This window comes from Caballeronia calidae (assembly GCF_900044055.2).
In the GTDB taxonomy this organism is placed as follows: domain Bacteria; phylum Pseudomonadota; class Gammaproteobacteria; order Burkholderiales; family Burkholderiaceae; genus Caballeronia; species Caballeronia calidae.
This window is the reverse complement of the sequence record NZ_FCOX02000017.1, coordinates 144,653-158,405: the sequence shown is the minus strand read 5'-3', so window position 1 is coordinate 158,405 and position 13,753 is coordinate 144,653. Positions and strand designations below refer to the sequence as shown.

The window sequence follows — 13,753 nt, the reverse complement described above, 5'->3', positions numbered from 1 at the left end:
GGCCGAACTGGGTAACTGTGCTGCCGACAGCGGCCAATTGCCGATCGTTCTGGCGGCGGTAGCGCGCGACGCCGGGGCCGCCCCCAAGCAAGTCCTTGCCGATGCGGGCTACCGCTCGGAGGCGACGTTCGAACAATTGCGCGAGCACCCCGCCGAGTTGATCGTGGCGCCCGGACGCGAGGGCAAGAAAGAGGTGAAGGTCGATGCCCGGAAGCGCCCGCTATGCGCCGCGATGGCCGACAAGTTTACTTGTGCGCAAACTCAGGCGGCCTATCGAAAGCGCAAATGGCTGTCCGAACCGCCGAATGCCTGGGTAAAGAGCGTTCTCGGATTTCGACAATTCAGCATGCGTGGACTGGCCAAGGCACAGGCCGAATGGAAACTCGTCTGCGCGGCGCTGAACCTACGCAGAATGTCGAAAATGACGCCTGCGTAAGTCCCGAAGGGGACAACATTGCCCTGATTTCGCCGCCGGGAAAGCCACTTTTGCGCGCAATGGCGGGCCAAACCGCAATCGGCGTTGACGCCCGCACGATGTGGCGTCAGTACCGGCAGCTCAAATTCTGTCTGCCGCGCGGATTCCTAGCCGAGGTATGCGAACGAACGCTTCGGGCGCTCAGTCCTGTGCGGCGGAGCTACCTCCCGCGAGGCGCTGCTCCAGTTGCGCAACGCGCTTTTCGAGCTCTTCCAGACGGGCGCGCGTGCGTACGAGCACCTGAGTCTGCGTGTCGAATTCCTCGCGCGTGACGAGATCGAGCTTCGAGAAGCCCTGCGACAACATCGCCTTCATGTTCCGTTCGACGTCTTTCGCGGGCGAGTTCTTGAAGAGGTCGCTCATCTTCTGCTGCAAATCGTTGAAAACGTCGTTGGGCTGCTTCATCGTTTCTCCCTTCTTGCACAAAAAAAGTGCATTCATTGTTAGGTCAGTGCCCCGATTTATCGAATGTTCGAAATTGGTGCGCGCGACCGTGAAGCCTGCCCACCTCGAAGCACCTTTGAGGCGCCGCGATTTTAGCGCTGCCGCGCCCTCGCGTTTTCCGCCCATGCCCCTTTTTTCGGGACCTCGAGACCACTCTAGCAACGAACCCACCCCGGCGCCAGCACGCGCGGCGCACGTTGGCCGTTCGGCAGACCCCTGCAACGAAAGATTCGTAAAATCGCGCAAACCCGCATGAATACTCGCATGGCATACGAGTTGCATAACTGGCGCGACCTTTTCTGCACGCGTCTCTGGGCGGCCCGGCAGGGCGGACGTGGCGGTAACACCCAGCGCATCCCGCTTCAGACGGCATCGAAGGATCAGCACACCACAGCGAGGGATACATGAAGCTCATTACCGCAATCATCAAGCCGTTCAAGCTGGACGAAGCGCGCGAAGCGCTGTCGGCCATCGGCGTCTCGGGCATCACCGTGACCGAGGTAAAAGGCTTCGGCCGACAGAAGGGGCACACCGAGCTTTATCGGGGCGCGGAGTACGTCGTCGATTTCCTGCCGAAAGTGAAGATCGAGGCGGCCGTCTCGGACGACATCGTCGATCAGGCGATCGAAGCCGTCGAACGCGCCGCGCGCACGGGAAAGATCGGCGACGGGAAGATTTTCGTCACCGCGATCGAGCAGGTCATTCGCATCCGCACCGGCGAGACCGGCGCCGACGCGCTCTAACAAGAAACAGGCGATAAGAGGAACCAGAAGAATGCGTAACTTTTTAATGTCACTGTTGGTGGCGGGCGCGCTGATCGGCGCGAATGTCGGCACCGCTCTCGCCCAGGATGCGTCCGCGCCGGCCGCTGCCTCGGCACCCGCGTCGTCCGACACCGCCGCAAGTGCACCGGCTTCCGCCAATACCGCGATGGCGTCGTCGGCTGAAGCCGCAGCGGCGGCATCGGGCGCATCGGAGGCCGCGCCCGCCGCGCCGACAGAGCCGTTCATGGTCGATTCGTCGAAGATCGCCGCCGGCGACACCGCGTGGATGCTCACCTCCGTCGCGCTCGTGCTGTTCATGACGGTTCCGGGCCTCGCGCTTTTCTACGCGGGCATGGTTCGCAAGAAGAACGTGCTCGCCACGGCGATGCAGAGCTTCGCGATCTGCTGTCTCGTGACGATCCTGTGGACGGTGGTCGGCTACAGCATCTCGTTCACGCCGGGCAATTCGTTCATCGGCGGCTTCTCGCGCGTGTTCCTGCACGGCATGGCCTACATCAAGGGCGACAAGGCGACGACGCTCACCGTGAGCCACCTCGCCTCGACGATTCCGGAGTCGGTCTACTTCGCGTTCCAGCTGACCTTCGCGATCATCACGCCGGCGCTCATCACCGGCGCGTTCGCGGACCGCATGAAGTTCTCGGCGATGCTCGTGTTCATGACGCTGTGGTCGCTGATCGTCTACTCGCCGGTCGCGCACATGGTCTGGGAACCGACCGGCTGGCTCGCATCGGCGGGCGTGCTCGACTTCGCGGGCGGCACGGTGGTTCACATCAACGCGGGTATCGCGGGCCTGATGTGCTGTCTCGTGCTCGGCAAGCGCGTCGGCTATGGCCGCGAAGTGATGGCGCCGCACAACCTCGTGCTTTCGCTGATCGGCGCATCGATGCTGTGGGTGGGCTGGTTCGGCTTCAACGCGGGCTCTGCGGTGGCGGCTGACGGCCGCGCCGGCTTCGCGATGCTCACGACGCAGATCGCCACCGCGTTCGCCGCGTTCGGCTGGATGTTCGCGGAGTGGATCACGAAGGGCAAACCGTCCGTGCTCGGCATCATTTCGGGCGCTGTGGCCGGTCTGGTGGCGGTGACGCCGGCTTCGGGCTTCGTCGGCGTGACGGGCGCGATCGTGATCGGCATCGTCGCGGGCGTGGTCTGCTTCTGGTCGGCGACGTGGCTCAAGCACAAGTTCAATTACGACGACTCGCTCGACGCGTTCGGCGTGCACGGCGTGGGCGGGATCATCGGCGCGCTGCTGACGGGCGTGTTCGCGGTCAAGGACATCGGCGGCTTCGACGGCAGCGTGCTCGTGCAGGCGAAAGGCGTGGTCGTCACGCTGATCTACAGCGGCGTCGTGAGCTTCATCCTGCTCAAGATCATCGACATGACCATGGGTCTGCGCGTCACGGAAGAACAGGAGCGCGAAGGTCTCGACGTCACGCTGCACGGCGAGCACGTCGAATAAGTTTCACGCCGCAGCCGGGGCGCCGCGAGAGGGCGCTCCGGTTCGCGCGCGACAGAACGAGCGCAGCGACTTCGCCCGCCTTCGAAGGCGGGCATTTTTTTGGCTGATGGATTGTCGTAGCGGTTTCGTTCAGCGCGGCGGCATCTGTCGGACCGATAGACCCAAACTCGCGGAAGGGCCGTGCCGCAAGGCCGGGAAACCTTGTCAATTGGCGGTTCATCCCCAATTAGGCAAAGCAATTGCTCTACAATCTTTCCTCTCCTTGGGACCAGTGCTGGCGCTTTAGCGCCTTACTCTCGTCCCATGCAACGCACCGCGAGTAATACATGGTTCCGCACCTTGTTACGGCGTTAAGTGGCCCGCTGCTCGACCTCGAGCGGAAAATTCTCGAGGCCATGCCCGCTATCGAGCGCTGGTTCCGGCTCGAATGGCAAGAGCACACGCCGCCGTTTTACTGTTCCGTCGATCTGCGCAACGCGGGGTTCAAGCTCGCGCCCGTCGACACCAATCTCTTCCCCGGCGGCTTCAACAATCTGCCGCAGGAAGTGCTGCCACTTGCGGTGCAGGCCGCGATGGCGTCGATCGAGAAAATCTGCCCGGACGCGAAGAATCTGCTCGTCATTCCGGAGCGCCACACGCGCAACGCGTTCTATCTGGAGAACGTCGCGCGGCTCGCGCTCATCATGCGCCAGGCGGGTCTGAACATCCGCTTCGGCACGCTCGACGAAAACATCCACGGGCCGGTGACCATCGCGCTCGCGGATGGACAAAAGATCGTGCTGGAACCGCTCGAGCGCACGCCGCGGCGCCTCGGACTCAAGAATTTCGATCCGTGCTCGATCCTGCTCAACAACGATCTTTCCGCCGGCATTCCGCCCGTGCTGGAAAATCTGCACGAGCAGTATCTGCTGCCGCCGCTGCACGCGGGGTGGGCGGTGCGCCGCAAGTCGACGCACTTTTCCTGCTACGACGATGTCGCGAAGAAATTCTCGAAGCTCGTCGAGATCGATCCGTGGATGGTGAATCCGTACTTCGCCCACGTCGAAGGCGTCGACTATGAAGCGCGCACCGGCGAGGAGGCGCTCGCGGAAGCCATCGACGGCGTGCTCAAGAAGATCGCGAAGAAATATCGCGAGTACGGCATCAGCGAACGTCCGTATGTCGTCATCAAGGCGGACGCCGGCACCTACGGCAAGGGCGTGATGACCGTGCACGACGCGAGCGAGGTCGCCGCGCTGACCAAGCGCGAGCGCACGAAGATGAACGACGCGAAGGAAGGCCTGCAAGTCCACGATGTCATCGTGCAGGAAGGCGTGCATACCTTCGAGCGCGTCGAGAATGCGGTCGCGGAGCCGGTGGTGTATATGATCGACCGGTATGTGGTCGGCGGTTTCTATCGCGTGCACGAGTCGCGCGAGCGCGATCAGAACCTCAACGCGCCCGGCATGCATTTCGTGCCGCTCGGCTTCGAGCACACCGCGCTGCCGGACACGCACGCGAAGCCCGGCGCGGCGCCGCCGAACCGCTTCTACATGTATGGCGTGGTGGCGCGGTTGGGGCTGCTGGCCGCATCGGTCGAACTCGAAAAGACCGATCCGGAAGCCATTCAGGTGTGAACCCGGTGAGAAGCGGCGGCTTGCGGTAAGCTCGCAGGCCGCGCACCGAACTAGCGAATTCTCATGAAGATCCTCTTTATCGCCGACCCGCTCGATCGCTTCAAGATCTACAAGGACACGACCTACGCGATGATGGCGGAAGCCGCGCGGCGCGGTCACGTGCTCTACGCGAGCGAGCCGCATCATCTCGCGTGGACGGGCAGCAACGTCGAGGCGGGCGTGCGGCGCATCGCGATCGTCGGCGACGAGGCGAACAGCGATCGCTGGCCGTGGTACGCGGCCGAGCAGGCGGAGCATCTGCCGCTCACGCATTTCGATGCCGTGCTGATGCGCAAGGACCCGCCGTTCGATCTGGAGTATGTGAACGCCACCTGGCTGCTGGAAATCGCGGAGCGCAACGGCGCGCGCGTCTTCAACAAACCGCAGGCGATCCGCGATCACTCGGAGAAGCTCGCCATCGCGGAATGGCCGCAGTTCGTCACGCCGACACTCGTCACGCGCGACGCCGCGCGTCTGCGCGCGTTCCACGCCGAGCACGGCGACGTCATCCTGAAGCCGCTCGACGGCATGGGCGGCATGGGCGTGTTCCGCGTGAAGGAAGACGGGATGAATCTCGGCTCGATCGTCGAGATGCTTTCGGAAGACGGCGCGCGCACGGTGATGGCGCAGAAGTTCATCCCCGAGATCAAGGACGGCGACAAGCGCATTCTCGTGATCGGCGGCCAGCCCGTGCCGTACTCGCTCGCGCGCATTCCGCAGGGCAGCGAAGTGCGCGGCAATCTCGCGGCGGGCGGCCTCGGCCGCGCGCAGCCGCTGTCGGCGCGCGATCGCGAAATCGCCGAAACGCTCGGGCCGGTGCTGCAAGCGCGCGGCTTGCTCCTCGCGGGTCTCGATGCGATCGGCGACTATCTCACCGAAGTCAACGTCACGAGCCCGACCTGTTTCCGCGAGATCATGGATCAGACCGGCTTCGACGTCGCGGGCATGTTCATCGACGCCCTCGAGCGCGCGGTCCACTGAGTCTGCCGGCGAACGGAGCGCGGCCGTGCACCGCGCCAAACTCACCTCGGCGAGACTGTTAGAATTGACTTCCCAGTGCCTGGGCATTTGGGGCGCAATCGTGTCTTAAATCCGTGTTAAGCATCGAAGCGCAGGCTTGGGGTAACGGCGTTGAAAGGCGGTTGATTTCCGCCCGACCGGCGCCCACTTTAGAGTTGGTTCCGCGCCGCTCGCGCGCTTTCGAGCGAACTCTGACGTTTTCGTCTGATTTTTGTCGCTAGGACAATATCCTGACATGGCTGGCATCCTGATCATCGCGCACGCACCTTTCGCCACCGCGCTACGCGAGTGCGTCGCTCATATCTACGGCGGTCTGCCGGCGCGCATCGGCGTCATCGATGTGATGCCCGACTGCGATCCGGTTGAAGTCCGCGCATTCGCACGCTCGGAAATCGATCGTCTGAAGGAAGAGAACGGCGCCATCGTGCTGACCGACGTGTTCGGCGCCACGCCCGCGAACATCGCGGCGAGCCTGCACGATACCGACGTGCGCGTGCTCGCGGGCTGCAATCTGCCGATGCTGGTGCGCGCCGTCTGTTACCGCGCAACGCCGCTCGACACGCTCACCGAAAAGATTCTGCAAGGCGGCTCGAAAGGCATCCAGGAACTGGATTCGTCCACGCCGCTCAACCCGTGCGCGCTCGCGACCAAAGCGGCCGGCTCGCCCGATCCGGCATGCTCGGCGAGCGCCGATCTCGTCAGCGCCAAGGCCGCAAGTCTCTGACGGCGACCGGCGCCGCCCAATTCATCCATCTAGCGTTTCGGAGCATCATGCTGCAACAAGAAACAACAATCGTGAACAAGCTGGGGCTCCACGCACGCGCATCGGCCAAGCTCACACAACTGGCGGGCAACTTTCAATGCGAGATCTGGATGAGCCGCAACGGCCGCCGGATCAACGCAAAAAGCATCATGGGGGTGATGATGCTGGCGGCGGGCATCGGCAGCACGGTGACGATCGAAACCGAAGGCGCCGACGAAACCGAAGCAATGCAGTCGATTCTCGCCCTGATCGCCGACAAATTCGGGGAAGGGCAGTAAAGCGCTTCGCCGTTTCGAATTCTCTGAAAAGCCGCGCATCGACGCGGCTTTTTCATACCCGCGCGGTGAAATGGCTTGACTCCGCGCAACCGTGCCGGCCCTTATGCCTCCGTGTGTTCAGGGACTTACCACGACATTCGAATTTATAATGGACGCGCGGTTTGCGCCCGACGAGGGGGCTTGAGCGGCCGCGACAATCAAAATTAGAGGAGGTGCGCGTGTCCTTCACGCTGCATGGAATTCCCGTCTCACGCGGCATTGCCATCGGGCGCGCGTATCTGATCGCACCGGCAGCGCTCGACGTAGACCATTATCTGATCGAACCCGATCAGATCGACGCGGAAATCGACCGGTTTCACGCGGCGCAGGCGGGCGTCCTCGCCGAACTCGAAGCACTGCGGGAAGACCTCGCCGCCGATGCGCCCAGTGAAATGGGCGCGTTCATCAATGTCCATACGATGATCCTGAACGACGCCATGCTCGTGCAGGAAACCATCGATCTCATCCGCACGCGCCGCTATAACGTCGAGTGGGCGCTGACCGAACAACTGGAAATCCTCGGCGGCTATTTCGACGAGATCGAGGATGAATACCTGCGCGAGCGCAAGGCGGACGTCGAGCAGGTCGTCGAGCGTCTGCTGAAGGCGCTCGCGGGTGCGCCCACCGCCGCGTCGCTCGTCGTGCACACCGCCGCGAGCAACGGCCACAACGAGATGATCGTCGTGGCGCACGACATCGCGCCCGCCGACATGCTGCAGTTCAAGACGCAGGCGTTCAAGGGCTTCGTCACCGACCTGGGCGGGCGCACGTCACATACGGCGATCGTCGCGCGGAGTCTCGGTATTCCGGCATCGGTCGGCGTGCAGCAGGCGAGCGTGCTGATCCGCCAGAACGATCTCATCATCGTCGACGGTGATCATGGCATCGTGATCGTCGATCCGGCGCCGATCGTGCTCGAAGAATATTCGTATCGGCAAAGCGAGAAGGTGCTGGAACAGCGCAAGCTCCAGCGCCTCAAGTTCTCGCCGACGCAGACGCTCTGCGGCACGAAGATCGAATTGTGCGCGAACATCGAGTTGCCGGAAGACGCGCAAGTCGCGGTCGAAGCGGGCGCGATGGGCGTCGGCCTGTTCCGCACCGAGTTCCTCTTCATGAATCACAAGGATCAGCTGCCGGAGGAAGAGGAGCAGTTCGAGGCGTACAAGCGCGCCGTCGAGCTGATGAACGGCAAGCCGGTGACGATCCGCACGATCGACGTCGGCGCCGACAAGCCGCTCGATTCGATGGGCGGCGGCGACGGCTACGAGACCGCGCCGAATCCCGCGCTCGGTTTGCGCGCGATCCGCTGGAGCCTGTCCGAGCCGCAGATGTTCATCACGCAGCTGCGCGCGATCCTGCGCGCGTCGGCGTTCGGTTCGACCAAGATCCTGATTCCGATGCTCGCGCACGCGCAGGAAATCGATCAGACGCTCGATCTGATCCGCGAGGCGAAGCGTCAACTGGATGAGGAAGGTGTGGCGTACGACCGCCAGATTCAGGTCGGCGCGATGATCGAGATTCCCGCCGCGGCCATCGCGGTGCGGCTGTTCCTCTCGCGTCTCGACTTTCTCTCGATCGGCACGAACGACCTGATCCAGTACACGCTCGCGATCGATCGCGCCGATAACGCCGTCGCGCATCTGTACGATCCGCTGCATCCGGCGGTGCTGAACCTGATCGCGTTCACGCTGCGCGAGGCGAAGCGCGCGGGCGTGCCGGTGTCGGTGTGCGGGGAAATGGCGGGCGATCCGGCCGTCACACGTCTCCTGCTCGGGCTCGGGCTCACCGAGTTCTCGATGCATCCGAGCCAGTTGCTCGTCGTGAAGCAGGAAATCCTGCGCTCGAATCTGAAGGCTTTCGAAAAGCCGGTCGCCGACGTGCTCGCCGCTTACGAGCCCGCCGAGTTGCAGGCCGCGCTGACGGCATTGCAGAAAATCTGAGTCAGCTCGAATGACGCGCGCCGCAGATCGGGCAATCCGGTTGGCGCGCGATCTTCATCGTGTTCCATTCCATGCGCAGCGAGTCGAGCATCATCAGGCGGCCCGCGAGCGTTGCGCCGAATCCGCCGATCACGCGTAACGCCTCCGCCGCCTGCATCGCGCCGATGATGCCGACGGTCGGCGCGAACACGCCCATCGTCGCGCAGGCGACTTCCTCGAAAGGCTGATCCGGCGGAAACACGCACGCGTAGCAGGGCGAGTCCGGCGCGCGGAAGTCGAACGTGCTGATCTGGCCGTCGAAGCGCAAGGCCGCGCCCGACACGAGCGGCACGCCGTGCGCGACGCACGCCGCGTTGATCGCGTGGCGGGTCGCGAAGTTGTCGCTGCAATCGAGCACGACGGATTTGCCGGGCACGTTGGTGTCGAGCCATTCGGCGTCGGCGCGCGCGTTTACCGCGATGACTTCGACATCGGGATTCAGCGCGTTCAACGTCTCACGCGCCGAGTCCACCTTGGGCGCGCCGACCGATCGCGTCATGTGCACGATCTGCCGCTGGAGATTCGTGAGATCGACGGTATCGGCGTCGACCAGCGTGATCTTGCCGACGCCCGCCGCCGCGAGATACATGGCGGCGGGCGCGCCGAGACCGCCCGCGCCGACGATGATCGCGTGGGCATCGAGAAAGCGCTGCTGCGCCTCGATGCCGATTTCATCGACGAGGATATGGCGGGAATAGCGAAGGAGTTGATCGTCGTTCATCGCGGAAAGAATCGGCTTGCTCGAACGAAGCATTCTAAGCGCGCAAAAGAGAAAAGGCTTCGCAGCATCATGCCGCGAAGCCTTTGTCGGAAAGGACTACCGGAAAATTACCTCGATTGCTGCTGCGCGGTCGGCGACGAAGCCGGCTGCGCGCCCGACGCCGGCGACGAGCCCGGCGTGGCCGGCAGCGCCGGAGGCGCGACGACCGGCGCGGATGCCGAGCGCGGCGGCTTGTTCTGCGCGAGCTTGCGTTCGCTGTACGACTTCGACTCGACGACCTGCTTGCCTTCGAGCTTGTTCAGACCCTGCTGAAGCATGAAGTCTTCCGAGCTGCCGAATTCGACCGGCTTGCGCTCGCGGTCCTTGCGGCGCTGCTCGGGCGTCTTCTTGTCGTTCTGCTCTTCCAGAATGCGCAGTTGCTCGAGGCGATCCTGCTCGCGCTGCTCCTGCTCCTTCTTCTCGTTCGGATCCTGCGTGTTCGCGAGGTGGTTCGAGTAGTCCACTTCGCGCGTGACGAGCGCGTCGTCCGGATCGCCGTCCGCGTATTGATCGACCGGCACGTCCGGGCGCACGCCCTGGTTCTGGATCGACTTGCCGCTAGGCGTGTAGTAGTAGGCCGTCGTCAGGCGCAGCGCGGTGTCGGCGGTCATCGGGCGGACGGTTTGCACCGAGCCCTTGCCGAACGTGGTCTTGCCGACGATCAGCGCGCGATGATGATCCTGCAGCGCGCCCGCGACGATTTCCGAAGCGGAGGCCGAGTAAGCGTTGGTCAGCACGACCATCGGCACCTTCTTGAAGATCTCCGGCACGCTCTTCAGCGGATCGGAATCGAAGGACGGCAGGCGGTAGTTGTCGTAGGTGTCGCGGAAGGTCTGCTTCGCATCCGCGATCTGTCCGTTGGTCGACACGACGACCGCGTTGTCCGGCAGGAATGCGCCCGCGACGCCGACCGCGCTCTGCAGGAGGCCGCCGCCGTTGTTGCGCAGGTCGAGCACGAGGCCCTTCAGGTTCGGCTGCTGGCGCGCGAGATCCTGCAGCTTCGCGGCGAGATCCGGCACCGTGCGCTCCTGGAAGCTCGTGATGCGGATATAGCCGTAGCCCGGCTCCGGCACCTTCATCTTCACGGACTGCACGCGGATCACGGCGCGCGTGACGGTGAGCGGGAAGGTGCGGTCGTCGCTCTTGCGGAAGATCGTGAGCGTGACCTTCGTGCCCGGCTCGCCGCGCATCTGCTTCACGGCTTTATCGAGCGTCATGCCGCGCACCGGCTTGTCGTTGATGCGCGTGATGAGGTCGCCGGGACGGATGCCGGCGCGGAACGCGGGGGTGTCTTCGATCGGCGAGATGACCTTGATGAGCCCGTCTTCCGAGGAAATTTCGATGCCGAGACCCGCGAAACGGCCCTTGGTCTGTTCCTGCAGCTCTTCGTAATCGGTCTTGTCGAGGTAGGACGAGTGCGGATCGAGGCTCGACACCATGCCCTTGATGGCGGCGGTGAGGAGCTTTTTATCGTCGACCGGCTCGACGTATTCGTGCTTGATTTGCCCGAAGACTTCGGCGAACAGCCGCAGTTGCTCCAGCGGCAGAGGCGTTGATGCGGCTTGCTGTGCGGATGCGGAAATTTGCAAGGTTGCCAGAGCGCCGGCCGTAACGCCGACGGCGATCAGGCCGAAGTTTTTCAGGTTCTTTCGCATAGAGGAGTGCGGTCGGAATCGAATGGGCTGCATCGTAGGTGACGGGCCAGTATACCTTCTCACCTTGATTGACGACTTAAACGCAACTTAAATGCCTGAGGTTTCAATCCCTCCGAGCGTAGGCTTGCGCACGTTTCAATGCGATTCTGTCGATGCTGCCGGAGCGTCGTCAGCCGCGCGCCATACGCGACGAGGGCGCCGGGATGCGGCGCCCTCGTCAGGCAAAAAACGCTTCGCGGACCGGACGCCGCCCGGCCCGCGCGGAGCATCAGCCCGCCTTGCCCTGCTTGGCGACAGCGGCCTGCGCCGCCGCGATCGCTTCCGGATCGCCCAGATAGTAGTGCTTGATGGGCTTCAGGTTTTCATCGAGCTCGTACACGAGCGGCACGCCGTTCGGGATGTTCAGCCCGACGATGTCGTCATCGGAAATATTGTCCAGATACTTCACGAGCGCGCGGATCGAATTGCCGTGCGCGGAGATCACGACCTGCTTGCCCGACTTGATGGCCGGCGCGATCGATTCGTTCCAGACGGGCAGCACGCGCGCGACGGTGTCCTTCAGGCACTCGGTGAGCGGCAACTGCTCGCGCGGCACCTTCGCGTAGCGCGGATCGTTGTACGACGCGCGCTCGTCGCCCGGCTCGAGCGCGGGCGGCGGCGTGTCGTAGCTGCGGCGCCAGACGAGCACCTGGTCGTCGCCGTACTTTTTCGCGGTTTCGGCCTTGTTCAGGCCCGCGAGCGCGCCGTAGTGACGCTCGTTCAGGCGCCACGAATGCACGACCGGAATGTACATCTGGTCCATTTCGTCCTGCACGTGCCACAGCGTGCGGATCGCGCGCTTCAGCACCGACGTGTAGGCGATGTCGAATTTGTAGCCGGCTTCCTTCAGGAGCACGCCGGCCTGGCGCGCTTCGCGGTTGCCCTGTTCGGTCAGGTCGACATCGACCCAGCCGGTGAAGCGGTTTTCCTTGTTCCACGTCGATTCGCCGTGGCGGATGAGCACTAGCTTGTACATGATGTCGGTCGGTCAGTTGGAAAAGCGGGTGCGCCGATCGCGTCCCCGTCATCCTGCCTGCGCGCGCGGGGCGTCGCCATCAGCCGGACGGCGGAGGCCATCGCGGGAAACGGTTATTTTATAATGCCCCGATTGCCCTCATTTCTCTTTCTTCCTTTCCTTCTACATTTCGGCGGCCCTCGACGTGAAGTTTTTCACTGAATACCAGAACATCGCACTCATCGTCATCGCGCTCGTTTCCGGCGCGCTGCTCCTGTGGCCCGCCATCACGCGGCGCGGGCGCGGCGGAATCTCCGCTGCCGAAGCCACCACGCTCATCAACCGTCGCAATGCCGTGGTCGTGGATCTGCGGTCCGCCGCGGAATTCGCGAAGGGTCACCTGCCATCGGCACGCAATGTCGAACTGGCGGAGCTCCAAGCAAAAATTGGCCAGATCGCGAAGAATAAGAGCAATCCAGTCGTGCTGGTTTGCCAAACTGGTCAAGAATCGCAGCGTGCTAGCCGCACCGTGTCCGAGGCGGGTTACGCCGAGGTCCACGTTTTGCAGGGCGGAGTGGACGCCTGGCAAAAAGCCGGCATGCCGGTGGTGAAACAAGGAGCAGTCAAGTGAAGAAAGTCGTGATGTACAGCACCGTCGTGTGCCCGTATTGCCAGATGGCCGAACGTCTTTTAAAGTCCCGCGGGGTCGAAGCGATCGAGAAGATCCTGATCGACCGTGAACCGGGCCGGCGCGAGGAAATGATGACGCGCACGGGCCGGCGCACCGTGCCGCAGGTTTATATCGGCGATACGCATGTCGGCGGCTACGACGATCTGTCCGCACTCGACCGCAAGGGCGGCCTCGTGCCGCTGCTCGACAACGCCTGAAGACACACGCGCCGCGCACGATTCACGCGAATTTGCGCGACGCATATCGAATTACCTAGGGAATCAACATGTCCGACGAAAACAACCAGCCGTTCTTCAACATCCAGCGCATCTACCTGAAGGACATGTCGCTCGAGCAGCCGAATTCGCCCGCCATCTTCCTCGAGCAGGAAATGCCGTCGGTGGAGGTCGAAGTCGACGTCAAGGCCGACCGCCTCGCCGAGAGCGTTTTCGAAGTGCTGGTCACGGGCACCGTCACGGCGAAGGTCGCGAGCAAGGTCGCGTTCCTGATCGAAGCGAAGCAGGCTGGCATTTTCGATATCCGCAACATTCCGGCCGAGCAGATCGATCCGCTCGTCGGCATCGCGTGCCCGACCATCCTGTTCCCGTATCTGCGCTCGAACATTGCCGACGCGATCACGCGCGCCGGTTTCCCGCCGATCCACCTCGCGGAAATCAACTTCCAGGCGCTGTACGAGCAACGCGTGGCTCAGCTCGCGGGCGCGCAGGAAGGCGCGGGCAACGGCGCGACGCACTAACCTCTCTGACTCTGCCGACCGGA

Annotated in this window: 15 protein-coding genes; 11 read left to right on the top strand and 4 right to left on the bottom strand. The window is 63.4% G+C overall.

From position 1 onward, the window contains the following. Nucleotides 1-436 (top strand): transposase (locus AWB78_RS17885; protein WP_157697436.1); only part of this gene is annotated, 436 nt, incomplete at its 5' end. A 180-nt stretch (nt 437-616) separates the two neighbouring features. Here the strand turns inward: AWB78_RS17885 and AWB78_RS17880 are convergent. Next, nucleotides 617-880, bottom strand: coding sequence for an accessory factor UbiK family protein (locus tag AWB78_RS17880; protein ID WP_062606583.1), 264 nt, complete (start codon nt 878-880; stop codon nt 617-619). A gap of 443 nt (nt 881-1,323) precedes the next feature. Here AWB78_RS17880 and AWB78_RS17875 point away from each other — a divergent pair, with 443 nt between their 5' ends. From AWB78_RS17875 to ptsP, 7 genes are all read left to right on the top strand, one after another. Further along, entirely contained in the window at nt 1,324-1,662 is a 339-nt protein-coding gene (locus tag AWB78_RS17875; protein ID WP_014190273.1) for a P-II family nitrogen regulator, read from the top strand. A gap of 31 nt (nt 1,663-1,693) precedes the next feature. Further along, nucleotides 1,694-3,160, top strand: coding sequence for an ammonium transporter (locus AWB78_RS17870; RefSeq protein ID WP_062606547.1), 1,467 nt, complete (start codon nt 1,694-1,696; stop codon nt 3,158-3,160). Nucleotides 3,161-3,486: 326 nt separating this feature from the next. Next, a complete protein-coding gene (gshA, locus tag AWB78_RS17865; protein WP_062606544.1) occupies nt 3,487-4,776 on the top strand; it encodes a glutamate--cysteine ligase in 1,290 nt (429 codons plus the stop codon). Nucleotides 4,777-4,839: 63 nt separating this feature from the next. Then, complete coding sequence (gshB, locus tag AWB78_RS17860) at nt 4,840-5,796, top strand: glutathione synthase (protein WP_062606542.1); 957 nt, start codon at nt 4,840-4,842, stop codon at nt 5,794-5,796. A gap of 274 nt (nt 5,797-6,070) precedes the next feature. After that, complete coding sequence (locus AWB78_RS17855; RefSeq protein WP_062606539.1) at nt 6,071-6,559, top strand: PTS sugar transporter subunit IIA; 489 nt, start codon at nt 6,071-6,073, stop codon at nt 6,557-6,559. Nucleotides 6,560-6,606: 47 nt separating this feature from the next. Further along, complete coding sequence (locus AWB78_RS17850; protein ID WP_062606537.1) at nt 6,607-6,876, top strand: HPr family phosphocarrier protein; 270 nt, start codon at nt 6,607-6,609, stop codon at nt 6,874-6,876. Between the two features lie 218 nt (nt 6,877-7,094). Next, nucleotides 7,095-8,855, top strand: coding sequence for a phosphoenolpyruvate--protein phosphotransferase (gene ptsP / locus AWB78_RS17845; RefSeq protein WP_198399293.1), 1,761 nt, complete (start codon nt 7,095-7,097; stop codon nt 8,853-8,855). Nucleotide 8,856: 1 nt separating this feature from the next. Here the strand turns inward: ptsP and AWB78_RS17840 are convergent, their stop codons facing one another. From AWB78_RS17840 to gpmA, 3 genes are all read right to left on the bottom strand, one after another. After that, complete coding sequence (locus tag AWB78_RS17840; protein ID WP_062606582.1) at nt 8,857-9,615, bottom strand: HesA/MoeB/ThiF family protein; 759 nt, start codon at nt 9,613-9,615, stop codon at nt 8,857-8,859. Between the two features lie 107 nt (nt 9,616-9,722). Then, the gene (locus AWB78_RS17835; protein WP_062606533.1) at nt 9,723-11,309 is read right to left on the bottom strand and encodes a S41 family peptidase; all 1,587 of its coding nucleotides are present in this window, start codon (nt 11,307-11,309) and stop codon (nt 9,723-9,725) included. 268 nt (nt 11,310-11,577) lie between these two features. Beyond that, nucleotides 11,578-12,324, bottom strand: a complete 747-nt coding sequence (gene gpmA / locus AWB78_RS17830) for a 2,3-diphosphoglycerate-dependent phosphoglycerate mutase (RefSeq protein WP_062606531.1) — start codon at nt 12,322-12,324, stop codon at nt 11,578-11,580. 184 nt (nt 12,325-12,508) lie between these two features. Between gpmA and AWB78_RS17825 the strand changes: the two genes are divergently transcribed. From AWB78_RS17825 to secB, 3 genes are all read left to right on the top strand, one after another. Next, the gene (locus AWB78_RS17825) at nt 12,509-12,934 is read left to right on the top strand and encodes a rhodanese-like domain-containing protein (RefSeq protein WP_062606529.1); all 426 of its coding nucleotides are present in this window, start codon (nt 12,509-12,511) and stop codon (nt 12,932-12,934) included. Further along, nucleotides 12,931-13,191, top strand: coding sequence for a glutaredoxin 3 (gene grxC, locus AWB78_RS17820; RefSeq protein ID WP_062606528.1), 261 nt, complete (start codon nt 12,931-12,933; stop codon nt 13,189-13,191). The genes AWB78_RS17825 and grxC overlap by 4 nt, the downstream gene beginning before the upstream one ends. Nucleotides 13,192-13,259: 68 nt before the next feature. Further along, nucleotides 13,260-13,730, top strand: a complete 471-nt coding sequence (secB, locus tag AWB78_RS17815; protein WP_062606525.1) for a protein-export chaperone SecB — start codon at nt 13,260-13,262, stop codon at nt 13,728-13,730. Nucleotides 13,731-13,753 lie beyond the last annotated feature (23 nt).